The organism is Thiobacillus sp. (assembly GCA_024235835.1).
GTDB lineage: Bacteria > Pseudomonadota > Gammaproteobacteria > Burkholderiales > Thiobacillaceae > PFJX01.
The window spans coordinates 1127280-1149405 of record JACKLQ010000001.1 but is presented as its reverse complement, the minus strand read 5'-3'; the positions used below and the strand labels follow the sequence as shown (position 1 = coordinate 1149405).

The following is a 22126-nucleotide window of genomic DNA, read 5'->3' as shown; positions in this document are numbered from 1 at the left end:
CCGGTCGACATGAACCAACACTCTTGCAGCACCATCTCCACCCGCCATCTCCAGGGAGCACCCCATGACCTTCATCTTCCCCGCCGTCCGGAGTCTCTTTGGCTCCAGTCCTCCCGCAGGCCTGCTACTGCTGGTCCTGCTGGCCTGCCTGGGGCTCGTCCAGGCTCCCGCCCAGGCGGCGGAGAAGGCAAATCCGGACACCTACGACCAGGGTGACATCCTGAAAGAGGCGAGGGAGTTTTTCGGCGAGGGTGCCGAAGGCCTGGGCAAGGCTGTGGAAAAGGCGTTCAAGGATCATGGCCGTCCCAACGGCTATATCAAGGGCGAGGAGGTTTCCGCCGCCATCACCGTGGGCCTGAGCTACGGCAAGGGTGATCTGACTCTGAAGAATGGCGATAAGGCCTATGTGTACTGGCAGGGGCCGTCCCTGGGCTTCGACCTGGGCGTGAACGCTTCCAAGGTGTTTGTCCTGGTCTACAACCTGCCCAGCAAGGACGCCATCTATCAGCGCTTTCCCGGCGTGGACGGCAGCCTGTATTACGTTGCCGGGGCGGGCATGAATTACCAGCAACGGGGCGACACGGTGTTGGCCCCCATCCGTCTAGGGGTTGGCTGGCGCGCGGGTGCCAGCGTGGGTTACATGCACTACACCCGGGACCGGCGCTACTTCCCGCTGTAACTGGGCTCAACGTAGCCTGGGGGAGCGCGGCGAGCCCGGGAAGGAAGAAATCGCCAGCCTAGCCCCGCGCTACGTTGAGCTTTTCAGGACTAGGGGTGGGGCATCAAAGCCTGACCGGGCGGTTGGAAAGCTCGTTCACGTCTTCCCGGGCGCGAGGATAGAGCCGCGCCAGATGCCGCCCCACGGTAGCGATGGCGTGCAGCATGCCGCTTTCGTAGGCGCCGTCACGGAAGTGGTTTTCCATCTCATTGCAAAGGTCTTCCCAGACCTTGGCGTCCACCTGCCGCGCGATTTCCCGGTCCACCAGGATCTCCACGTCCCTGTCGGCCAGCAGCAGGTAGATCAGCACGCCGTTGTTGGCTTCCGTGTCCCACACCCTCTGCTCGCAGAAAACCTCCAGGGCCCGCTGTCGGGCAGTGCGTCCACGCAGCAGGGGCATCAGGTCCAGGGATGTTTCCACGGCCACACGGATCTCGCCGTGATGGCGGGCCTCGGAATCGGCGATGGCCGACTCGATGCGGGCCAGGCTGGCGGCGGGAAAACGCCGGTGGGAGAGCCAGCCCGGATAGAGCAGGTGCTTGAAGATGCGCAGTATGTTCATGGCTTGCTTGCTCCTCACCACCGGCCCGAGGCGCCGCCGCCGCCGAAGCCGCCACCGCCCCCTGAGAAACCGCCACCGCCGCCGAAGCCACCGCTTCCACCTCCACCACCACCCCGGTAGATGCGGCCGCCGCTGCCCCCTCCCAAGGTGAACACGAAGATGATGGCGCCGATGATGAGGGCGGCCCACAGGTTGCCAATCACCCACCAGACACCCAGGAAGCCCACGCCCCCCAGCACGGTGGCCGCCATGAGCCGCCCCAGCAGGGCCCGCAGCATCCCGGCGGCGATGAACAGGCCGAGGGCGATGAACTGAAAACTGTCCCCTAGCCATGACGGGCCTTCCAGGGTTTCAGGAGCCGACGCTACCGGCAGGGGCTCGCCGGACACCAGTCGGATCAGGCTGTCCACTCCGGCCTCGATGCCGCCGGCGAAATCGCCCTCCTTGAAGCGGGGCACGATGGTCTCGTCGATGACACGATTGGCCACGGCATCGGGGATAACGCCTTCCAGGCCATAGCCCACCTCGATGCGCAACGCCCGGTCGTCCTTGGCCACGAGCAGGAGCAAGCCGTCGTCCAAGCCCTTTCTACCCAGTTTCCAGGCCTCCGCCACGCGCAGGCTGAACTGCTCGACGGTCTCGGGCTGGGTGGTGGGCACCACCAGCACGGCCAGTTGGCTGCCCTTTTCCCGTTCGAAGGTGGCCAGTCTGGATTCCAGGGCCTGGCGTTGGCCGGTGCTGAGGGTGGCGGTGAGGTCGGTGACCCGGGCGCTGAGGCTCGGCACGGGCACCTGGGCCTGGGCGAGGGCAACGGTCAGGAGGAGGGCCAGTAACAGCAGCCAGGCCCACTGTAGTCCCCGGGAGCGCAGCGATCTCGGAAAGGCAATGCCGATCCGCGACCCTGGACTCGCGCGGCTCCCCCTGGCCACGGGCGCTGTATCCGGGCACATGCCCCGGGCCCCCTCGGGAAATGCAGGTAGGGATGCCTCCAGCGTGTGAAGGTTCACCGAATGGCCGTTTTCAGTAGGCCGCCGGCGCCAGGGCGGGTGTCCCGAAGTCCACCTTGGGCGGCGTTGCCAGGGCCTTCTCGTTGTCCACCGTGAAATTGGCCTTGGTTTCCATGCCGAACATCATGGCGGTGAGGTTGCTGGGGAACTGGCGCACCGTGGTGTTGTATTTCCGCACGGCCTGGATGTAGCGGTTGCGGGCCACGGTGATGCGGTTCTCCGTGCCCTCCAACTGGGCCTGGAGGTCGCGGAAGGCGGCATCCGCCTTCAGGTTGGGGTAGTTCTCCGCCACCACCAGCAGGCGGGAGAGGGCGCCGGTGAGTTCCGATTGAGCGGCCTGGAATTTCTCCAGGGCTGTGGGATCGTTGACTGTTTCCGGTGTGACCTGGAGCTGGCCTACCGTGGCCCGGGCCTCGGTGACCCGCACCAGGATGTCCTGCTCGTGGGCGGCATAGCCCTTCACCGTGCTTACCAGGTTGGGCACCAGGTCCGCCCGGCGCTGGTACTGGTTCAGTACCTCTGACCAGCCGGCGTTGATGGCTTCGTCCTGGGCCTGGAGTGTGTTGTAGCCGCAGCCGGAAAGTGTCAGGGCGGCCCAGATGATGGCCAGGGAAGCAAGGATCTTGTGCATGTTTTCTCCGGGCTAAGCGTGGTGGAACGTAGTTCTGGATGGGGCGATGTCTTTCAGTTTCAAGGGCGTCGATGCGGGCTGTTCAGAACGGCCGTCGGTAGCGGAGGCCCAGGTGGTCGATGCCCTCGTTTTCGCCGGCGATGATGCCCCGGTGGGACATGTGGTCCCAGTAGAGGGAGACTGCGTTTTCAGTGGTCAAGTAGTAGCCCCATTCCATGCCCAGACGGGGCATGACGCGCACGCCGAAGCCGCAGTCGCTGTTTGCCTGGCAGCCCACCGGGTCTTTGTGCAGGGGGCCGTTGTGGACCACGCCGCCGATGAAGCCGTTGCCGAACCAGCGTCTTGAATCGTGCAGGGGAAATGTCAGTCCGGCATAGGCGATGCTGGTGTCACCGCTGAAATTGAAGCTGGCGCCCAGATGGGGGCGTGGTGTGCCCGCCATGTTGATGGGCGTGAACAGCACTTCCACGTTCAGGTCGATGCCGCTTTCGTGGTGGTCGCTGGCGAATCCCCGGTCATGGGCCATGAGGCCCAGCGCCAACAGGGTGGATGCTTCCCGGGCAGCGCCGGCCGCCAGGGGTGGGGTGGCCAACAGCAGGCAGGCGAGAGCCCACTGCCATGGACGCGCGGAGGGCGTGGAAGAATAAGTCTCGATGCTCGGCATGATCTGGCTGCTCCATGCATTGGGGGGACGGGCCGAAGTTGCCAAGGTGGCCGCGTCACCCCCAAGCTTATTCCAGCCTGCCCCGGGATGCTAACCAGGGCAGGGCGGATGCAGGGTCTTCAGGCGGTGAGGGGCCAGGGCGGAGCCGGCGACTGCTGCGGCCTGCCTGTGCCCGGGTCCAGGGGCGGCAGGTTGTGGGCCGCCCGGGCCCGGGAGCATTTGTCGGTGGGGTGGCCGTTCTCGCCCCAAGGTTCCAGATCTCGGCAGGCCGAGGAGCGTTTTTCGTAGATGCTGCAGCAGACCGCCTCACCCACCTTGCCTTCCAGGGCCACGCAGCGAACGGGAGCTTGCAGGGTTCCACGCATGGCGCCGAGATGGTGATTCAGGGGTTCGGTCAGTTCGTTCGGTACGCAGCCTCCCAGTAAGGGTTCCGCCTCGCTCCAGTAGAAAGACACTCGGTAATGGGCGCAATATGCGCCACACCGCAGACAGGGGTTGTCCACGGAAACCTCCGGCAGGATGGATGTCATTGAGGGTTTGTGTGGCCGGCCTGGCCGGCGCGACGCGGATTTTATGGGGCGATTCGGCTGAACGGAAGGAGGGCAATCCTTGCCGGTCAATCTGACCGGGAAGGACATCCTGGTGTCGAGATTCGTTACACAGGACGGGGTTGTCACTTGGGTCATGGCCCGTTTGTGCCGGTGCTTGGCCGAAAAACCATGTTGGTAAACCTATGCTTAATAACATTGATGAATATTCAACGGCTTAGTGGCATGGATGTTGCAAAAAGCCAAGCGTGAATACTGCAACGTCGCAATGGAGGCTGTTCATGTCCCAGCCATCTCAACTTCGACTGGAGAACTACCTGGTTGAAGAGGAATTCCACGAAGAGATCAGGTTCGCCCATCCCGAGGACGGGGTCAGCGCCGAGGACGAGGAAGTGCTCAGGGCATTCCTGCTGGATTTCGAGAAGCATCATGAGCCTGTGGAAATCGTGGGCCTGCTACCCGGGAATCCGGAGGAGTAGGGCCGAAAGGTCAATTCGTGCCAGGGGCGTTGTCGCTGCTGGCGATGGCCCCGCGTGGATGCGCCGGCTTACCTCGCCGACCTTGCTGGTCGATGGGGGCCAGCCCTGTCGTGCCCGATTGGCCACGGCCCGGAAACTGCGCTGTCCGGGCCAGGCGCGTTAATGGCGTGGCCTGTCCTGGCCACGTAACCTGCGTGCCAGCAGGAAATAGATCGTTCCGTTGAAAATCAGCACCGCCACGCCCAGCAACACCTGGACCTCCCTGCTCAAACCGGCCGGGTAGATGGCCGCAAGCAGGTGGTGGCCGATGAAATCCCCTGGGTAGCCTGATTCTCCCGCCAGCCGGAGGAAGTGGTTTTCCAGGGGGGTGAGGGGGCAGTACCAGCCCATCAGTTCCACGGCTGCGCCCCAGGCCACTGCCGGGACGTGCAGCCAGGCCAGCCGGGGATGGTTGGCCACGGCCAGGCCTCCCAGCGTCACGAAAAGGATGAAGGCCAGGTGGAGCAGCAGGACCAGGTCGGCCAGGAAGGAATAGGGCATGGGGGCGTAAACCGCGCTGGGGCATGGGGCCTCAAGACTGATAGCCTAAGGGTGTCCCCGTTATCCTGTCATCCCATGCCTGCCGATGCCCTGCTGTTCCTTTCCAGCCATTGTCCCCATTGTCCCGCCGTGCTGGCCGCATTGACGGACTTGCTGAAGCAAGGATCCATCGGCCGCCTGGAAGCGGTGAACCTGGAAGTGCAACCCGAGGCGGCCGCGACACTGGGCGTGCGGTCAGTCCCCTGGTTGCGCCTGGGGCCCTTCGTGCTCACCGGCGCCCGGACCCCCGGCGAACTGGCCGACTGGGCCCGGCGTGCGTCAGGTGAGGAGGGCATGGTCGACGCATTCCACTATCTGCTGAAGACCGGGGAGCTGCAACAGGTGCTGGACCTGGTGGCGGCCAGGCCCGGGCGCCTGGCCGCCCTGCTGCCCATCGTGGGCAATCCGGAGGCCAGCATGAACGTGCGCCTGGGTGCTGGGGCGGTGCTGGAGGAGTACGCGGGCTCACCGCCCCTCATGGCCATTGTCGCCGCCCTGGGCGCCCTCTCCCGGCATGCCGATGCGAGAGTGCGCGCAGATGCCTGCCACTACCTGGGGCTGGCACGGCACGAGGAGGCGCGCCCCTGGCTTGCGGCAAGGCTGGACGACGACGATCCCGATGTGCGCGAGATCGCGCTGGAAGCGCTGGAATCCCTGGAGTGATGCCATGCATGGACTGACCCGCACCGAACTGTTCCGCCAGCAGGCGTTCATCGACGGCGCAAGGGCCGACCTGCGCCGCCGCTGTCATGGACTCATGCTGGATAACGCCGAGGACCTGGCGCGGCTCAGACGCTGGAGCAGGGCAAGCCCCTGGCGGAGGCCCGGGGCGAGGTGGCCTACGCGGCGTATTTCTTCGTTTGCGACCCGGGCCGGGTGTGGCGGGTGTCCGAGGCCCTGGAATATGGCATGGTGGGAGTCAACGCCGGCGTGAACTCCACGGTAGTAGCCCCCTTCGGCGGCATCAAGCAGTCCGGCCTTGGCCGGGAGGGTGGTGCCGAGGGTATCGAGCCTACCTGGATAACAAGTGCGTCCGCATGGCGGCGAGCCTCCGTCGTCTGGCCTGCTGTGGGGTAGATCACCCAGAGGTAAATTAGAATCTGGCAAAGTACTGCTATTGAACTCTGGAGGTACCGCCATGACCCACCCCATTCCCCGTTCCCTGGAAGGCGCCCTGTCGCGCCGGGATTTCCTCTGGCTCGTGGGTGCCGCCGGTTCGGCGGTGGCCCTGCCCGCCCTGCTGGCGGGGTGCGCCGTGGATCCGGTCACCGGCGAGAAGACCCTGGTGGGTATGTCCGAGGAGCAGGAACGGAGCCTGGACAAGAGCCAGTCGCCCCAGCAGTTCTCCGCGGACCTGGGGTCCGTGCAGGACGGCCAGTTAAACCGGTACGTGGAGGACGTGGGCGGCAGTCTGTGGGGCAAGTCCCACCGGCCCAGGATGCCCTATTCCGCCCGGGTGCTGAACGCCAACTACGTCAACGCCTACACTTTCCCCGGCGGCAGCATGGGCGTCACCCGGGGCATCATGCTGGAGATGAAGAGCGAGGACGAACTGGCGGCCCTGATGGGCCACGAGATCGGCCATGTGAATGCCCGCCACGCCGCGGAACGGGCCGGCAAGGAGATGCTGGTCAACGTCGGTCTGTTGGCGGCCAACGTGGCGGCTGCCAGTTCCGAGGCGGGCCAGCAGTACCTGCCCATCCTGCAGCCGCTGAGCCAGGTGGGAGCGTCCGCCCTGCTGGCCAAGTACAGCCGTGACAACGAGCGGGAAGCGGACAGCCTGGGCATGGATTACATGGTGCAGGGCGGCTACAACCCCGAGGGCATGGTGGGCCTGATGGGCCTGTTGCGCAGCGAGGCCCGGCAGAAGCCCAGCCTGCTGGAGACCATGTTCGCCTCACATCCCATGAGTGAGGAGCGCTACCAGACGGCGCATCAGGTGGCGGTGCAGAAATATGCGGGACAGCGGGGCAGGCCCTTGAAGCGGGAGCGCTACATGGACCAAACCGCCGGCCTGCGCCGTATCCAGCCCACGGTGGAGGCCTGCCAGAAGGGCGAGGCCTTCATGGCCAACAAGAAGTTGCCCCAGGCAGAAGATCAGTTCGGCCTGGCCCTGCGCCACACCCGGGACGACTACGCCGCCAACGTGCTCATGGCCAAGGCCCTCATGGCCCAGAAGAAGGTCCGGGAAGCAGACGGCTACCTGGCCGCGGCCAAGTCGATCTATCCGGGCGAGGCCCAGGCCGTGCACCTGGCCGGCCTGAACAAGCTGGCCCTGCGCCAGCCGGATGCGGCCCTGGCGGAATTCCAGGCCTACGATCGGCTGCTGCCCGGCAATCCCTCCACGCTGTTCTTCATGGGGGCAGCCAGCGAGAACCTGGGCAACCGCCGGGACGCGGCCAACTACTACTACCGCTACCTGCAGACCGGCGCCCAGGGCGGCGAGGCCCAGTTCGCCGTCAGCAGGCTGCGCAACTGGAAGGTCATACGCTGAGTCGCGACAGGGCGAGGGCGTCTGCCGCGGCGGGAAAGCTAGGGATGCTCCGGCTGGCGGGAATAGAACGTGGCCAGGTTGGCCACGTCCTGGTCGCTGAGTTCGCCGGTCAGGAAGGCCTGGCGCATGGATTCGTGCATGGCGCCGGTGGCCTTCAGTTCCTTGATGCGGTTGGTGATGTAGTCCGGCTTCCTGCCGGCCAGGCGAGGCACCCGCTGGTCCAGGGGATTGCCGTCATAGCCGTGGCAATAGGCACATAAGAAGGACTTTCTCGCCCCGGCGTCGTAGTCTCCGTTCGCCCGGGCCGACGTGCTCCACAGGGCCAGCAGGGCCAGGAGAAATACCGTCAGCAATTCCTTCCAGATCAGTCGCTTGGTCAACATGAACACACCCTCCCTTGAAAAGCCTGGGTCAATACCACCCACTATCAGGATAGTCTTATATTCTTTTGTCTGAATTCAATCCTTGATTCGGAGCATAGATTCCATGATCGCCAAGCAAGACATTCTGGACGCCTTCAACTTCCGTCACGCCTGCAAGACCTTCAACCCCCAGCGCAGGATTCCCGACGCTGATTTCACCATGCTCCTGGAAACCGGCCGGCTGTCCCCCAGCTCCTTCGGTTTAGAACCCTGGCGTTTCCTGGTTATCCAGGACATTGCCCTGCGGGAGAAACTGCTCTCCGTCACCTGGGGCGCCAAGGGCCAGTTCCCCAGCGCCAGCCACGTCATCGCCATCCTGGTGCGCAAGGACGACATGCGCCCCGGCTCCCAATACACCCAGCATTTCATGCGGGAGATACAGAGGCTGCCGGAGGAGGGCGTGGCGCGAAAATCCGGGATGTACCGGCAGTTCCATGAAACGGACTTCCAGCTCCAGGAACCCCGTGCACTTTTCGACTGGGGCTGTCGCCAGGCCTACATCGCCCTGGGCAACATGATGACCGCCGCCGCCATGCTGGGCATTGACTCCTGCCCCATCGAGGGCTTCAACCAGGCTGGCGCGGACCGGGTGCTGGCGGAGGCCGGCGCGATGGATCCGGACCGGTTCGGTCTGGCGGTGATGGTGGCCTTTGGCTACCGCGTCAATCCCCAGCCTGCCAAGACCAGGCAGGCCCTGGAGCAGGTGGTGCAGTGGGTTTGATCGTCTGAAGGGCCTATCAGAAGGCTCTGTTCGCGTTATCAGTGGATTGGCGATAACCGCTTTTTTGCGTGGTTCTTCCCATTAAAACAGGGGGAAGAAAATCCCGCGGAGCGCTGGTGTTATATCCACATTTGACGCGAACAGAGCCTTTCAGAATCCGCCGATGTGGGCGTAGCCGTCGTTCTGCAGCTTGATGAGCCGGGTATAGCCGTCGTGGACGATGGCCACGTTCGGCAACACGTCCTGGATCTTCCAGCCCTTGCTCTTCATGGCGCTGTGGCAGATTTCCACGCTCACCCCCAGGTCGATGAGATCCTGGACGATCTTGGCGTTGGGGTTCACGGCGAAGGGGTCGTTGACGGCGACCTGGTAGGCCTCGTCCTTCAGCAGCATGCGCGCGGCGTCACCGTGGAGCACCAGGTGGGCGTCCACCTGGCCGGGTTTCACGCCCTGCTTGCGGAAAGCCTCGAACAGGCCCCGGGCGTAGTACAGGCCCTTGGAGATGCCCGCCGCCTGTTCGTCGCTGTGGATGTCGTAGACCACGCGATAGACCCCATTGGCGTCCACCATGACCATCTGGCGGGGGTCGGCTTGTGCAGGCGTGTCCGCCGCCTGGGCGAGTGAAACCAGCGTGGTCGACAAGACCAGGGTCAGCAGGGTGAAAACCGGTTTGCGCATGGGGATTTATATGGACGCCTCCCGTTTGCCAAGGACGATTGGGGTGTTCTGGGACAGATAGGCTGCAGTTTTATATCCGGCCTGTGGTGCAGGCTGGATTGCCTGCTGGCCCTGATGGAATCCGCTGACCCGCGCCTCATTTCCTTGAAGGACTCGAAGTCCTTGACCCCATACAGGCTTGGCGGGTCACGGTCTGACCTGTTTGCCATCACACTTTATCGACCTTGCGCAACCTTTACGGCGTGCCGTTCCTTTCTCTCAAAGTGGTTGAGATACGTTGTGAGCCAGCCCTACGTGGGCTGGCTCACAAACCCTTTCTGGTACGTCCGCTCGTGGGCCAGCAAGGCCCAGATCGTGCGCGCCATCTTGTTGGCCAGCGCCACCACCGCGACATTCAGCGGCCGGCGTCGGCGCAGTTCCGTGATCCACGGCTGCGGCTCCTTGGCGTGCGTGAGCACCGACCTTGCGCCGTGGATCAACAGCGTGCGTAGGTAAGTGTCACCCCGCTTGCTGATGCCCAGGAGTCGTATGCGCCCGCCCGTGCCGGTCTGCCTGGGCACCAGCCCCAGCCAGGCGGCGAATTCGCGCCCCGACTTGAAGGCCTGGGCATCGCCCATCGTGGCCACCGCCGCCGTGGCGGTCAGCAAGCCCACGCCGGGGATGTCGGCAATACGCTGGCAGGCTTTGTCTTCCCTGTGCCAGACCTTCAACCGCCGCTCGATCTCGCCGATCTCATCGTCGAGCTTGCCGATCCGCGCCCACTGCTCGCGCAGGGTGTCGATGACCATCGCCGGCAGACGATCGGACAGCCGTTGCAGGGCTTCGGCGATGCCTTTCTTCACACCCGCCTTGCCTTGGGGCATGACCTCGCCGTACTCGGTCAGGAGACCCCGCAGGCCGTTGATCTGGGCGGTGCGGAACTTGACCAGCTGCTGACGCATGCGGTGCAGGGCCAGGATGGCCTGCTGTTCCTCGGTCTTGACGGCAACCGCCTTGAGGCCCGGTTGCCGCACCGCCGTCCAGATGGCGCGGGCGTCATGCGCGTCGCTCTTGTTGCCGCCGACGAAGGGACGGACGGCCTTGGCCGGCATGAGCTTGACCTGGTGGCCCATGGCCACAAGTTGCCTGGCCCAGTGCTGCGCGCCACCGCAGGCTTCCATGCCGATCAGGCAGGGCGACCGGTTGGCAAAGTGCTCCAGGAACTTCTCGCGCTTGAGCTGCAAACTCACGATCTCTCCGGTCTCCATGTCGATCCAGTGCAACTGGAACACCCGCTTGGCGATGTCAACGCCGACCACAGTCTTGCTATCCTTCATTTCGGACCCTCCGGTTTGCCTGTGAAGATCTTCGTATCTTCCACCTTGGGCACTTCGATGCCGTTGGCCCGTGAGGGTCCACCCCTCACTCACCCCACCACCGCAGAGTTATCCACCGCGCCGGGCGCCGGCGGTCCCTCTATCACCAAAGGTGACCGGCGCGGTGGGTAACTCGTGTTCAGCGCTCACGGGGTGGGAGGCGTCCATACCATTTCCTTTCGTTCTTCGAGTTATCGGACAGCAGGTCCTGGGCGAATTTGGGAACGCACTGAATAAATCCGTTCGCCCTGAGTTTGTCGAAGGGCTCAGTCCTAACGGCAGTTAATATTTCAGCTCGTTCTTAGAGGTTGCGCGCCTGGAAAGAGTTGCACACCTGGGGATCGCCGCTTTCGATGCCCTTGCGGAACCAGCGCACCCGCTGGGCCGAGCTGCCGTGGGTGAAGCTGTCGGGCACCGCGTAGCCCTGGGCCTGTTTCTGCAGCCGGTCGTCGCCGATGGCGGTGGCGGCATTGATCGCCTCCTCCACGTCGCCGGATTCCAGGATCTGGCGGGCCGCCTGGGCATGGTGTGCCCATACGCCGGCAAAGCAATCCGCCTGCAGTTCCATGCGCACGGAAAGGGCATTGGCTTCCTTCTCGCTCACCCGTTGGCGCAGGACATGGATCTTCTCCGCCGTGCCCAGCAGGTTCTGCACGTGGTGGCCCACCTCATGGGCGATGACGTAGGCCTGGGCGAAGTCCCCCGGCGCCTTGAAGCGATGCTTCAGGTCTTCATTGAAGGCCAGGTCGATATAGACCTTGTGGTCCGCCGGGCAGTAGAACGGGCCCATGGCCGCCTGGCCCTGGCCACATGCGGTCTGGGTGCTGCCGGTGAACAGCACCAGCTTGGGGTCCTGGTACTGGCGTCCCGACTGGTCGAAGATCTTGCGCCAGGTGTCCTCGGTGTCCCCCAGCACATGGGCGACGAAGCGGGAGGCCTCGTCGTCGGCTGACGGCTGGGCCGGTGCGCTGGTTTGCTGCTCCATGGCCGGGCCCCCCACCATGTTCAGCACGATGCCCGGGTCCACCCCAAGCAACATGGCCACCAGGGCGATGGCGATGGTGCCCAGGCCGATGCCCTTGCCCCCCAGGCGCAGGCCACCATTCCCCCGACCACGCCGGTCCTCGACGTTCTCGCTGGCTCTGCTGCGTTCCCAACGCATGGCGCTGCTCCTTCCAATTTCCCGGAACGGGCCATCTTAGCGCCCGTCGTGGCAGGTCGGTGTGACACCTCTCACCCGATGATTTCAGTGGAGCGGCAGGACTGTGGCGCGCTCGGGCATTCATGACACCCCGTCTGGTCGACCTTGCGGCCAGCAAGGCGGGTGGCGATCTCCAGGGCCCGCGGCGTATCGGCGCCCATGGCCAGGGCGTGGACCATGCCGGCGTTGAACACGTCGCCGGCCCCCACGGTGTCCACCACCCTGGGGGGCATGAAGGCCGGACAGTGGTGGTGCTGCCCGTCCGCCTCCAAGGCCCAGGCACCCGCCTACCCCCAGGCGCAGATCATCAGCGCCCTGTTGCCGTGGCTGCGCAGGTACGACAGCAGCGCCGGGGCATCGTTGAAACCTCTGGCTTGGGCGTAGGCACGGCACGACAGCACCAGATTGGCCAGGTCCACCAACCCTTCAATGCCCGGACGAGACCTTCTCGACCTCCACCGAGATCCTGCCGGCAAAGGTGATCCCGGCCAGGTGTTCCATCATGGGGGCAACAGCCTCGATGTTGCGGCCCTCGAAGTGCACCCAGCCGCAGCGGCCCAAGGAAGGGCCACGGAGCTCCTCGAAGACCCGTTCCGCCAGTTCCCGGTGATGGGCGATGGTGCGGGAGCCGTTGGTTTCATGGACCAGGAACATGGACATGGGCGTGTCGCCCTAGCTGGTAGTCACCAGGTATCCGCTATCCACGCCGGCTTCTGCCAGCAGCCGGCGCTACTCCGGCCCATGCATGTCCGGCGCCATGGTGGCCAGCAGGGTGACGGGATGCCCCAGGGCGGCCTGCCGGTTCCATGGGCGTGGGGCGGGCTTGGCCGATGGGGCCGCCACTGCCGTTCCGGGTCGAGTCTTCGTGGAATGACCATGTAGAGATCGGCATGGGCTGGCGTACCAGTGGCCGCGTATTGGCAGGGTCGCCACGAATTCAATATGTGCTTGGCCAACAATCCGCCGCTCGACCCCGGCTTCACGGTCACCTCCTGGCCGCACATGTTCGAGGAATGTGACAGCAGGATGACGAGGGCCATCTATGGTGGGACTTGGGGCACAGGCAGGAGCGGCCATGGCACGAAGGGATGCGGAAGGGTCGGCAGAGCATCTTGGCCGTCAGGGATGGCGAACTTGGATGGCTTGTGTCGGCCTGCTTGGCTGTGTGCAGATACATGCCCAGGAGCCGATCCGTGCGGCCTGGTTTCCCGATGCCAGCAACGTCACACGCTTCACCTGGCGAACCGAGGGCTGCGAAGATTGCGTGGACCTTCATCCCCGGCCTGACTGGCAACGCATGGCCGACCTGGCGGGCATCGGGAAGGTCCGCTTCCAGGTTTCGAGCAAAGGGGGGTATGGACCGGCCTGGTCCTCTGCTCCGGATGTGGTGGTCCTCAGCCCCGAGGCCCTGGGGTTGCCCCGCTGCCAGCTGGCCTTCCTGGTGGGCCATGAACTGGTCCACATCGCTCAGCGCCACTTCGACGAGGATGCCCATGCGCTCTTGGTGCTGTCCGGCATGCCGCCAAACTGGACCAAAACGGGCCAGCGGGCCATGGAACTGCTGGAGGGGGATTTCCCCCTGGCACTGCGCATGTCACCCCTCTGGCATCAGCAGGAGATGGAGGCGGACTGGGTGGGGGCACTCTTGGCTGCCCAGGCCAGCGGCTGCAGCCTGGAGCAGGGGGCCTTGCCTTTCCTGGGCGCCGACAGCGGTTCCGGAGGGGGCGTGGTCTCGGCCCATGATCCAGGCCAGGAGCGGGTGAGGTTCCTGGGGGCCTTCGCGGAATCCGCTCGCAGGCTCATGGGTTCCAGGCACTAGGACCCCGGCGCGGCTTGCGCGGCCTGCGTGTCTGTCCTGATCTGGGCGGCTGCCTATAATGCCTCCCATGATCAACATGCGTGGGAGACAGCATGGTCGATAGCGACAAGAAACCCGAAGCGCCCAAGGAACATCCCGCGATGGGGCAGATCGTCGGCTACCTGAAGGACTACCCCTTCCTGCTCATCACCATCGCCGGCCTGCTCATCCTTTCCGGCATCCTCATCTTCGATCTGGAAAAGCTCAAGGAATTCAAGTGGCTCATCTACGCCGTGGTGCTGGTGCCCCTGGGCATCCAGTTCCTCATCGAGTTCAAGAAAATGCAGGGCGTCAGGCCAGCCACCGCCCCCATGCACCCTGAACAGCCCGTTCCCCTGGGGCCCCGGGACGTGGCGGGGCAATATTCACCGCCACCCGGCAAGAAGGCATGGGTCAGCATCGCCATCAGCATGGTGCTGTTTGGCGTGGTGGCCGCCCTGCCCGAAATGGAACTGCGGGACCGGGATTTCGCCCTGGGTTTTCTCGTGGCGACCCTGGTGGCCACGGGCTTCGGCATCGCCGCCATCATGGACGTCAATCACCAGCGAGCCGGCGGCAAGGCTACGGCTGTCACCGCCATCATCATCTCCGCCTTCATGGCCCTGGCCGCCCTGGGCTGGATGACCGAAGAACGTGGGGAGCATGTCCTGCCATCCCAGCCTCCCCTGGCGGGCGAAGTGCCCTTGCCGGTCCTGCCCGAAGCGGAAGCCGTGGTAGCGACACCCGGCCTGCCCGTGGAGCCCTCGCCGGTAACGCCTCCCGTCCAGTCGGGCATTGAAGGACGCTACCAACTCCTGGCCCACCAGGTGGATGGTGAACCGGCCGCAACGGGCGGCACCCTGGCCATCAACCGCCGGGCCCCCGATCGTTACCAGTGGCAGGCCCAACTACTGGTGCCCGGATTCGGCTCCATGCAGGCCCTCCATTACGGCGGCCAGTTCATTCAACGCGGCGGGCGCTGGTTCCTCCGCATCACGGGCAGCAATGACCCCGACTGGGCGGACATGGGCGAAGTGCCCATGGAGGTCGCCTTCGACGGCCGCAACGCCGCCTTTGCCTACGCCTATGACGGCGACCACATCCAGTCGGTCTGGCTCCGGGGCAATTGACCTGGATGTTCCCGGCGTGTGGGAGGTTGGGAAGGATTAACCGACCCATTTCCCGGGCGGGCTATAAAGAAAGCGTCCGATCCAACGCACATGGAGGGCGGGATGAGGCGCAAGGCGATGCTCATGGGCATGGCGGTCATCGCGGGAATGCCCGGCTGGGCCATGGCCAAGGGCAGTGCCAGACCTGCCGCGGAGGCTGCTTCATCAGGCAGCGGCGCCCAGGCCCGGGATGACCTCATCGAGATCGACAGGTTCGGTCCCCAGTCCGACCAGGCGGATGCCACGGCGGACAAGGCGGCCGAAGCCCTGGCCCGGATCAAATCCATGCTGCGGGGAGTGAATTACGGCGCGGTCAGAAAGCCGGGGGACGACGGATGGGCCATGGAATTGCTGGAACGCGGCGCCGTGGACCTGCGTGGCGGAGATGCCCGGCTGGAGGATGCCAAGCCGTTCGGCGTGGCCTTCAGGCGCAAGTTCTGACGGGGTTGGGGCGCTGAATAACCAGGGCGGCTGGGGTGAAATGCCTCGATTCATGGAGTGCTTCCCGATCAAGGTGGTGGCACCCTTGCCTGCAACCGTCAGGGGCTCGGTCGAGATCGTGTCGTTTCACGCTAACGTGGCTATCCGCCGGTCAAACGGCTGGCTACGCTCGATCCGGGCAGTGCGGGATAAAGCGAAGAATTAAAGCCTGGTAAGGGGACTTTTCACGGCGTTTTCCTGTCAATGATCCTGATCCGTGCGTTGCAACGGAGGGTGTGCTGGATATGGAGGTTTGCGCCCTGCCGCTTGCGACGAGAAGCGTTGGACATTGTTGGAGGAGACATGAAGTGATGAAGCCGATGCTGGCCATTTCCAAGCTGGAGCAACTGGCGTGGCTTGCGGCCACGGCGGAGGTGGATATCGACAAGGCGGCGCTGTATGGCGCCACCATCTCGTTGGTCTCGGAATTGAACGGTGCTGAAGACATGATTGCCCTGGGGATGGGCGAGCCCCTGGAACGGGCCCGCTGGAGCATCTGCTCGATGCTGGGCTACGAAGACCCCAACGAGCATGACAAGGACACCCACCTGGTATGGGCTCTTGGGCTGATCGCCATCATGAGGCGCAACCTCAACGGGCATGGGGCCCTGGATCGTTGAGCTGGCTTGAACGGCCTTTCCAGTTGGCCGTCGCTTACTTGCCCAGGGATCCGAATACTTTCTTGAGCAGGTCCGTGGTACGGGCCAGGGGGTCTTGGCGGATGCGTTTCTCCTCGGCGGCGATCATCTTGAACAGGCCATCCACGGCCTTGTTTTCCACGTAGCCGTCCAGGTCCGTGGCGCTCTGACCCAGGTACTGGGCGAAGGGGCCGGCCTTCTGCATGAGCTTCTTGTAGGAGGCTGTGACGCCTGCCTGGCTCGTGGCGTTCTCCACGATGGGGCGAAATCGTTCCTTGAGCTTTGCCTCGCTGGTCTTGCGGAAGTACTGGGTGGCGGCATCGTCAGGGCCCTTGAGGATGGACTTGGCGTCCGCCAGGCTCATCTGGGAGATGGCATCAGCGAACAATGCAGCCGCCTCCGGCACGGCCTTCTCCGCCGCGTGGTTCATGGTGGACACGAACTGGTCCGCGTACTTGTCCTGGCCCAGCTGGCGCATCAGCTTCTCCACCTTCTGCAACTCGTCCGGCATCGGGATCTTCACGTCCAGGTTGTTGAGGAAGCCGCCGTCCTTGCCCAGGTTGGCGATAGCGGACCGGGTCCCCTTGGACAAGGCCTCCTTCAGGCCCTTCACCATGTCTTCATCACTCAGAATCGCCGCCGCGGCGCCGATGCCCGAAGCGGCAGTACCGGAGGACTTGGACGGCTGGGCTTCCTCCCACTTCTTCTTGAGGTCCTCCAGCCAGCCCGCCTGGGTGGACGTGGAAAGCAGGCCGGCGAGGGCAAGGGTCAAAGCCTTGGCGGCTAGGGTGGTACGCATGGCTTGTCTCCATTAATCCCGGGATTTTCAACGGAACAGCTTGCCTGCAAGGGCAGGCAGGGCATTATCCAGCAGGGTATTGAGGTTGGCCTCATCCGGCAGCTTGCCGCCTGGGGTGAGCTGGTTCACGACCTCCGGCAGGTATTGGGCCAGCAGGCCGTTTATCGCATGGGCGTCCACGCCGAATTGCCCGGCCAGCGCCGCCAGTTGGCCGCCGCCAAGGGCCTGTCCGAGCTGGTCGCCGGTGACGGGGGCGTTGTCGCCGCTGCCAACCCAGGAAGCAGCCTGGGAGCCCAGGCCGCTCTTGGCCAGGGTGTCCACCAGGCCGCCGACTCCTCCATGTTGCTTGATCAGGCCAGTGACCAATTGCAGCATCGCATTGCTGCCACCGGCCGGGGTATCGCTGGCGCTTCCCAGGCTGCCGAGAACTCCGCCGAGGGCGTCGTCAAAAAGTCCCATGTTTTCTCTCCTTGCTTATGCTGCCGGGTCTGGAAAAAGTGGCTGGGCGCTTTCTCCTGGCGCCAGCCACTTCCCATGATGAGGCGAAATGCTGTTTCCCGCCTGCGACATGGATCACACGCAGGCCCCTCGAGGGTCGATCGGGGTGGCTGCCCAACGGTGCCGATGGCCCAACGCCCCCACTTCAGTAGGCCAGGTTCTCCACCCGGGCATCCAGCGGCGCACCGCCGCGCATGCGCTGGAGCATGGCGGCTACCGCCTCCACGTCGTTGTCGAAGGAGCCGTGGGCCAGTTTGATCTGGCCTCCGCCGGTGGATACGTACTCCCGGCTCTTGTCATGGAGCCGCAGGCCCATGCCCTTGGACAGTTTCGCCCATTTTTCCAGGGCCTCCCTGGAATACGGGTCGCCGGACCACTGGTCCTGGGGCCGGTCCTTGGCCGGCCAGGACCAGGCCATGCCCAGCAAGGGCGTCTTGTGGCGACCTTCCAGGGCGCGGCTCACCAGGTAAAGCAGGGACTTGCCATAGGGCCCCACGGTGTCGGCCCGTTCCCGCTCGTCGTCCATGAGGTCGGTGTGCATGGTGGCCTGGCTCAGCTTGCCGGCCTGGAGGGCGGAGCCGTAGTGCTCCACGGCGAAGCCCAGGGTGCAGGCTGGCGCGAACAGGGTCAGGGAGCTGGCCTTGATCTCCTGGTCCAGCAGGGACAGGAGATGACCCAGGACGATGGAGCCGGCGGAGTGTCCCGCCAGGTGGATCTCCAGGTTGGGCACGGCCTTCCTCAGGGCGGCCAGGTGGCCGGCCAGCAGGTGCAGGCCGGCCCCGGCCTGGGCAGCGGCCGCGGCGTTCTGCTTCATCTCCGACCACATGGGCTTCACCAGCAGGTTCTCGCAGGCCACCTCGATGGAGCGGTCCCGGGCCTCCCCCAGGGCCTCCTTGATCCTGTCCGCGATGCCCTCGTCCCGCATCTCCGGGCGGGAGCGGAACACTTCCCGCAGGGCGTCGTCCAGGATGCCGCCGATGCTCTCCATGGCGCCGGTTTTCCAGGTGACGAACAGGGGATAGATGCCGTTCTCGCGGAAGTAGGGCGCCATCATGCGGATGCGGGTGAGGGAATCCGCCTCGCTGTTGAGTCCTCCATGCACGTACAAGGCCAGTCGCCGGGGTCGGTTGGTCTTAAGCCCGGTTAACCAGGCCCTGGGCCCGGCGAAGCAGACCTGTTCCACAGCCTTGGCGGCGTTCTCGGCGGTAAGGATGCGGTTGATGGGCATGCCGTTGTTGCCCAGCACCAGGGTGTGCAGATAGGCCTCCCCTTCGCCCAGGGGACGCACCCTGGGGTTCTGGTAGGCGAAGTCCCTGCCCGGGTTCTTGCCGAACAGTCCCGCCTGCTGGGCGGCGGATTGCTGCAGGGGCCGGGAACTGAAGGTGGCCGGAGCGGCGGCCACCCGCATGGGCGCCCCCAGTACGGCCACCCAGGCGTCGGTACCGTTGGCGGCCCAGTCCTCGTAGGCCAGGATGGCGAAGCCGTGGTAGCCCCATTTGGGTCCCCAGGAGTTCTGCACGATGAAGCCGTCCTCCGTGTAGCCCACGATGGCGAAGGCGTGGCCCCCCACCTTCTTCTTGGTCTGGGGAATGACCACGGGCTGGGTTGTCGCATCCAGGAACCAGCCCTCATGCACGTTGGCCGAGCAGTAGATGGCGCCCACCTCCCGGATGGCGGACTGGAGGTCGCTGATGCTGTCCTTCTCTATGCGGTAGTAGGCACCCAGGGGACGGCTGGCGGCATCCCCGTCCCAACCCTTGGAGGGCTCCACGAAGACGATCTTCCCCTTGGCGTTGCGGTAGGGCCAGAGCTTGTCGGTGCACACGCCGTGGCGGTGCCAGCCCTTCATGGCGCCCCGGCAGCTGGAACCGTCGTAGTCCTCCCCCGGCCATTCGTCGTAGAAGCGGGCCATGTTGTAGAGCATGCGGGGACTCACCGTCTGCAGGCCCTTCATCTTGAAGCCGTTGTTGCGCCAGAGCAGGAAGTTGACCACCGCCGCCAGGCCAAAGCCGGTGCAGGCCCCTTCCTGGCCCTGGTCCAGGACCAGGGTCCGGGCGTAGGCGGGCAGGTACTTGCCGATGTCGATCTCGTCCGGGTAGCGGGGAGGCAGGGACTCCAGCTTGGGCTGGTAGACCCGGTCCCGCAGGTCGATGCGATCCGGACGGGCGTCGAAGGTGCGATTGTGGGACGTCTGGGTGGGCATGGTGAACCTCCTGTCGTTGTGGGCGCTATCCGGGCCGGTGTCCGGGGTGAACGAGTCGTTCGCCGGGCCGCCCAAAGAACGTCTCGTCCCCCACTAGGGGTGGCTCGGGCGATCTCTCCGGGCCTGGCACACGGCTAACCCTGTTTGTAGAGCAGGCGGCAGGGCCGCGCAACAGCGTGGCTGCCGTCACATCCACCCCTGGCCGCGCAGCAGCATGATCCCCAGGCTGGTGATGAGAATGGAGCCCAGGGTGGTGAGGACGATGATGTTGGCCGCCAGGCCGGCGTTGCCGCCCATGGCCCGGGCCATCACGTAGCTCGCCGCAGCCGTGGGGGAGGACGAGAGCAGGAACAGGATGCCCAGGTCCATGCCCCGGAAGCCCAGGAAGAAGCCGCCGCCGGTGAGCAGAGCCGGCACCAGAAGGAGCTTGCCGAGGGTGGCGTAGAGGGCGTTGCGCGGCTCCTGACGCAGATGCGCCAGGCTCAGGGAGGCGCCGGTGCACAGGAGCGCCAGGGGCAGGGTCATCTGGGCGAAGTATTCGCCCGTCTTCAGCAGCACGGCCGGCAGGCTCAGGTGGGTCCAGGCCACGGGCAGGGCCAGAAGTATGGAGATGATGAGGGGATTCCGGACGATGCTCCTTAGCGTGTCGCGCCAGGAACCGTGCCGGTCGAGGGAGCGGTTCAGGGTGATCACCGAGAGGATGTTCAGCAGGATGGTGACGAAACCCAGGTAGAGGGAAGCGGCGGCCAGCCCGGCTTCGCCATAGGCGTTCACGCAATAGGCCAGGCCGACGATGGCCATGTTGGAGCGGAAGGCCCCCTGCACCACCACACCCCGGTCCGTGCCGGGCCGCACCAGGTAGCGGGCCAGCACCTCGAGCAGCAGGTAAACCGCCAGGGTGCCTGCCAGGCCATAGCCGATCAGGGCGATGATTGCCGTCTGTCCGAGGTTGGTCTTGCTGATGCTGATGAACAGCAGGGAGGGGAGGGTGACGTTGAAGACCAGCCTGGTGCCGGCATCGACGAAGGCATCGGTGATCAGGCCCACCCGCGCCAGCGCGATCCCCAGCATCAGCACCACGAAGATGGGCCCCGTGACCGAGAAGGCAAAGGAAAGGATGTTCAGGAAGTCGGACAAGGCGGCCGTCCTGCTGCCACGGGACCTTGAGGGTCGCATGGCGAAAGTTGGAAGGCAACGGCACCGGGCCGGCCTTCAATGGGATGTCGCTAGGCGCCGAGGGACCGGGCTTTCACCAGCATGGCGTCGGCATGGCCCTCCGCCGTCACGCCATACATCACGTCCACCAGCTGGCCGTTCCTGTCGATGAGGAAGGTGGAACGCACGATGCCCATTTTCTTCTCGCCGTTCTTTTCCTTCTCCTGCCACACGCCATAGTCCTGGCAAAGGCTGCCGTCCTCATCCGCCAGCAGGTCCACGCGCAGGCCGTACTTGGTGATGAAGGCCCGGTGGCTGGCGCAGGAATCCCGGCTCACGCCGATGACCGCCGTGCCCAGGGCAGCGAATTCTTCCGCCAGGGCGGTGAACTGGTTGGCCTCGATGGTGCAGCCGGGGGTGTCGTCCTTGGGGTAGAAGTAGAGGATCACGTTCTGCTTGCCACGGAAATCGGCCAGGCTGACGGGATCGCCGAACTGGTTGGGGGCGGTGAACGCAGGGGCGGGGGTATTGGGTGTGAGCATGTATGACCTTTATGGGGCATTTGAATGCAAATGTGATCCGGATGATACCCGACAAGATAGCTACGGTATTTCGTCATGGGCCGGAGGTCGTCCCAGAAGAAAACCGTCGCCAGGCCAGTGACCGGCCCATCGGACGGCAAATGGCCCCGGGGCAGGGACCCCGGGGGCGAACTCCATCAGGACTGCTGGAACCGGGCACCGTGATGGCGGTGGCCGTTACGGAAGATCATGGCCTCGGCATCGAAGACCTTCTGCTGTTCGGGGCTCAGTTGGGTGTAGAACTGCTTCACCGCCTCGGCGCGCTGGACCATCTGGGCTCGGCGCTGGTCTGCCCGGGCCAGCATCATGTCCATGCGCTGGGGCGTGGGCATGTCCCGGATCGAATCCCGCATGGCCTGGCGTTCCTCGCGGCTGCCGGGGCCTTTGCCGGGCAGGCCGTTGGCGAAGGTCTGCCAGGCACCCTCCTGGTGGGGCTGCAATTGCAGTTTGTCCTTGAGGGTCGCCAGGCGCTGGCTGCGCATTTCCTGGAACCTGGCCTGCATTGCCCCCTTGTCCTGCAAGGCCTGGCGCTGGGCGCAGTTTTCCGCCGGTCCCTGGCCGCCAGGTCCGCCGGTCATGGCGAAGGTGGAGGCGGCCAGCACGGCGGAGCCGGCCAGTACGCCGGCGATGAGGGTGCGCTTGCTGAAGAGGTTTGAAAGCTTGTTCATGACGGACTCCTTGAAGGTTGAGGACCTGCCTTCCACCAA

At 64.9% G+C, this 22126-nt stretch carries 28 protein-coding genes; 10 read left to right on the top strand and 18 right to left on the bottom strand.

Going from position 1 to position 22126, the window contains the following annotated elements; genetic code table 11:
* The first annotated feature begins 64 nt into the window (after positions 1 to 64).
* Positions 65 to 679 (top strand): DUF1134 domain-containing protein, encoded by a 615-nt coding sequence (locus tag H6935_05600; GenBank protein MCP5277824.1) that lies wholly within the window; start codon positions 65 to 67, stop codon positions 677 to 679.
* A gap of 103 nt (positions 680 to 782) precedes the next feature.
* Here H6935_05600 and H6935_05595 read toward each other — a convergent pair whose 3' ends face one another.
* From H6935_05595 to H6935_05575, 5 genes are all read right to left on the bottom strand, one after another.
* Entirely contained in the window at positions 783 to 1280 is a 498-nt protein-coding gene (locus tag H6935_05595; GenBank protein MCP5277823.1) for a TPM domain-containing protein, read from the bottom strand.
* Between the two features lie 14 nt (positions 1281 to 1294).
* On the bottom strand, positions 1295 to 2230 hold the full coding sequence (locus H6935_05590) for a TPM domain-containing protein (GenBank protein ID MCP5277822.1): 936 nt from the start codon (positions 2228 to 2230) through the stop codon (positions 1295 to 1297).
* 70 nt (positions 2231 to 2300) lie between these two features.
* Entirely contained in the window at positions 2301 to 2918 is a 618-nt protein-coding gene (locus H6935_05585) for a LemA family protein (GenBank protein ID MCP5277821.1), read from the bottom strand.
* 82 nt (positions 2919 to 3000) lie between these two features.
* Entirely contained in the window at positions 3001 to 3582 is a 582-nt protein-coding gene (locus H6935_05580; GenBank protein MCP5277820.1) for an acyloxyacyl hydrolase, read from the bottom strand.
* Between the two features lie 119 nt (positions 3583 to 3701).
* Entirely contained in the window at positions 3702 to 4085 is a 384-nt protein-coding gene (locus H6935_05575) for a YkgJ family cysteine cluster protein (protein ID MCP5277819.1), read from the bottom strand.
* Between the two features lie 326 nt (positions 4086 to 4411).
* On the opposite strand from H6935_05575, the gene H6935_05570 reads away from it, so the two are divergent.
* A complete protein-coding gene (locus H6935_05570; GenBank protein MCP5277818.1) occupies positions 4412 to 4609 on the top strand; it encodes a hypothetical protein in 198 nt (65 codons plus the stop codon).
* A gap of 159 nt (positions 4610 to 4768) precedes the next feature.
* Here H6935_05570 and H6935_05565 read toward each other — a convergent pair whose 3' ends face one another.
* Positions 4769 to 5149 (bottom strand): DUF2784 domain-containing protein, encoded by a 381-nt coding sequence (locus H6935_05565; protein ID MCP5277817.1) that lies wholly within the window; start codon positions 5147 to 5149, stop codon positions 4769 to 4771.
* Between the two features lie 75 nt (positions 5150 to 5224).
* On the opposite strand from H6935_05565, the gene H6935_05560 reads away from it, so the two are divergent.
* The 3 genes from H6935_05560 to H6935_05550 all read left to right on the top strand — a co-directional run bounded on the left by H6935_05560 (position 5225) and on the right by H6935_05550 (position 7682).
* Positions 5225 to 5851, top strand: a complete 627-nt coding sequence (locus tag H6935_05560) for a HEAT repeat domain-containing protein (protein MCP5277816.1) — start codon at positions 5225 to 5227, stop codon at positions 5849 to 5851.
* A gap of 132 nt (positions 5852 to 5983) precedes the next feature.
* Positions 5984 to 6265: an aldehyde dehydrogenase family protein gene (locus H6935_05555; protein MCP5277815.1), complete on the top strand. Its 282-nt coding sequence runs from the start codon at positions 5984 to 5986 to the stop codon at positions 6263 to 6265.
* Between the two features lie 61 nt (positions 6266 to 6326).
* Positions 6327 to 7682 carry a M48 family metalloprotease gene (locus tag H6935_05550; GenBank protein MCP5277814.1) on the top strand — a complete coding sequence of 452 codons (1356 nt, stop codon included), beginning with the start codon at positions 6327 to 6329 and terminating at the stop codon, positions 7680 to 7682.
* A 38-nt stretch (positions 7683 to 7720) separates the two neighbouring features.
* Here H6935_05550 and H6935_05545 read toward each other — a convergent pair whose 3' ends face one another.
* Positions 7721 to 8065 (bottom strand): c-type cytochrome, encoded by a 345-nt coding sequence (locus tag H6935_05545; protein ID MCP5277813.1) that lies wholly within the window; start codon positions 8063 to 8065, stop codon positions 7721 to 7723.
* Positions 8066 to 8168: 103 nt separating this feature from the next.
* On the opposite strand from H6935_05545, the gene H6935_05540 reads away from it, so the two are divergent.
* A complete protein-coding gene (locus H6935_05540) occupies positions 8169 to 8825 on the top strand; it encodes an NAD(P)H-dependent oxidoreductase (GenBank protein MCP5277812.1) in 657 nt (218 codons plus the stop codon).
* Between the two features lie 150 nt (positions 8826 to 8975).
* On the opposite strand, the gene H6935_05535 is transcribed toward H6935_05540, so the two are convergent.
* The 5 genes from H6935_05535 to H6935_05515 all read right to left on the bottom strand — a co-directional run bounded on the left by H6935_05535 (position 8976) and on the right by H6935_05515 (position 12719).
* Positions 8976 to 9503 (bottom strand): DsrE family protein, encoded by a 528-nt coding sequence (locus H6935_05535; protein ID MCP5277811.1) that lies wholly within the window; start codon positions 9501 to 9503, stop codon positions 8976 to 8978.
* Between the two features lie 290 nt (positions 9504 to 9793).
* Positions 9794 to 10819 (bottom strand): IS110 family transposase, encoded by a 1026-nt coding sequence (locus H6935_05530; GenBank protein MCP5277810.1) that lies wholly within the window; start codon positions 10817 to 10819, stop codon positions 9794 to 9796.
* A gap of 340 nt (positions 10820 to 11159) precedes the next feature.
* Positions 11160 to 12020: a neutral zinc metallopeptidase gene (locus H6935_05525; GenBank protein ID MCP5277809.1), complete on the bottom strand. Its 861-nt coding sequence runs from the start codon at positions 12018 to 12020 to the stop codon at positions 11160 to 11162.
* Positions 12021 to 12091: 71 nt separating this feature from the next.
* Positions 12092 to 12331: a hypothetical protein gene (locus tag H6935_05520; GenBank protein MCP5277808.1), complete on the bottom strand. Its 240-nt coding sequence runs from the start codon at positions 12329 to 12331 to the stop codon at positions 12092 to 12094.
* Positions 12332 to 12485: 154 nt separating this feature from the next.
* A complete protein-coding gene (locus H6935_05515) occupies positions 12486 to 12719 on the bottom strand; it encodes a hypothetical protein (protein ID MCP5277807.1) in 234 nt (77 codons plus the stop codon).
* 478 nt (positions 12720 to 13197) lie between these two features.
* On the opposite strand from H6935_05515, the gene H6935_05510 reads away from it, so the two are divergent.
* The 4 genes from H6935_05510 to H6935_05495 all read left to right on the top strand — a co-directional run bounded on the left by H6935_05510 (position 13198) and on the right by H6935_05495 (position 16165).
* Complete coding sequence (locus H6935_05510) at positions 13198 to 13878, top strand: hypothetical protein (GenBank protein ID MCP5277806.1); 681 nt, start codon at positions 13198 to 13200, stop codon at positions 13876 to 13878.
* Between the two features lie 92 nt (positions 13879 to 13970).
* Entirely contained in the window at positions 13971 to 15026 is a 1056-nt protein-coding gene (locus H6935_05505; protein ID MCP5277805.1) for a hypothetical protein, read from the top strand.
* 102 nt (positions 15027 to 15128) lie between these two features.
* Complete coding sequence (locus tag H6935_05500) at positions 15129 to 15506, top strand: hypothetical protein (GenBank protein MCP5277804.1); 378 nt, start codon at positions 15129 to 15131, stop codon at positions 15504 to 15506.
* Between the two features lie 350 nt (positions 15507 to 15856).
* Positions 15857 to 16165: a hypothetical protein gene (locus tag H6935_05495; protein MCP5277803.1), complete on the top strand. Its 309-nt coding sequence runs from the start codon at positions 15857 to 15859 to the stop codon at positions 16163 to 16165.
* A 34-nt stretch (positions 16166 to 16199) separates the two neighbouring features.
* On the opposite strand, the gene H6935_05490 is transcribed toward H6935_05495, so the two are convergent.
* The 6 genes from H6935_05490 to H6935_05465 all read right to left on the bottom strand — a co-directional run bounded on the left by H6935_05490 (position 16200) and on the right by H6935_05465 (position 22087).
* The gene (locus H6935_05490) at positions 16200 to 16982 is read right to left on the bottom strand and encodes a DUF4197 domain-containing protein (GenBank protein MCP5277802.1); all 783 of its coding nucleotides are present in this window, start codon (positions 16980 to 16982) and stop codon (positions 16200 to 16202) included.
* A 27-nt stretch (positions 16983 to 17009) separates the two neighbouring features.
* On the bottom strand, positions 17010 to 17441 hold the full coding sequence (locus tag H6935_05485) for a DUF937 domain-containing protein (protein MCP5277801.1): 432 nt from the start codon (positions 17439 to 17441) through the stop codon (positions 17010 to 17012).
* A 184-nt stretch (positions 17442 to 17625) separates the two neighbouring features.
* Positions 17626 to 19683 (bottom strand): C1 family peptidase, encoded by a 2058-nt coding sequence (locus tag H6935_05480; GenBank protein MCP5277800.1) that lies wholly within the window; start codon positions 19681 to 19683, stop codon positions 17626 to 17628.
* Positions 19684 to 19869: 186 nt separating this feature from the next.
* The gene (locus H6935_05475; GenBank protein MCP5277799.1) at positions 19870 to 20820 is read right to left on the bottom strand and encodes an AEC family transporter; all 951 of its coding nucleotides are present in this window, start codon (positions 20818 to 20820) and stop codon (positions 19870 to 19872) included.
* An 89-nt stretch (positions 20821 to 20909) separates the two neighbouring features.
* Positions 20910 to 21380: a peroxiredoxin gene (locus H6935_05470; protein ID MCP5277798.1), complete on the bottom strand. Its 471-nt coding sequence runs from the start codon at positions 21378 to 21380 to the stop codon at positions 20910 to 20912.
* A 176-nt stretch (positions 21381 to 21556) separates the two neighbouring features.
* A complete protein-coding gene (locus tag H6935_05465) occupies positions 21557 to 22087 on the bottom strand; it encodes a Spy/CpxP family protein refolding chaperone (protein ID MCP5277797.1) in 531 nt (176 codons plus the stop codon).
* Positions 22088 to 22126 lie beyond the last annotated feature (39 nt).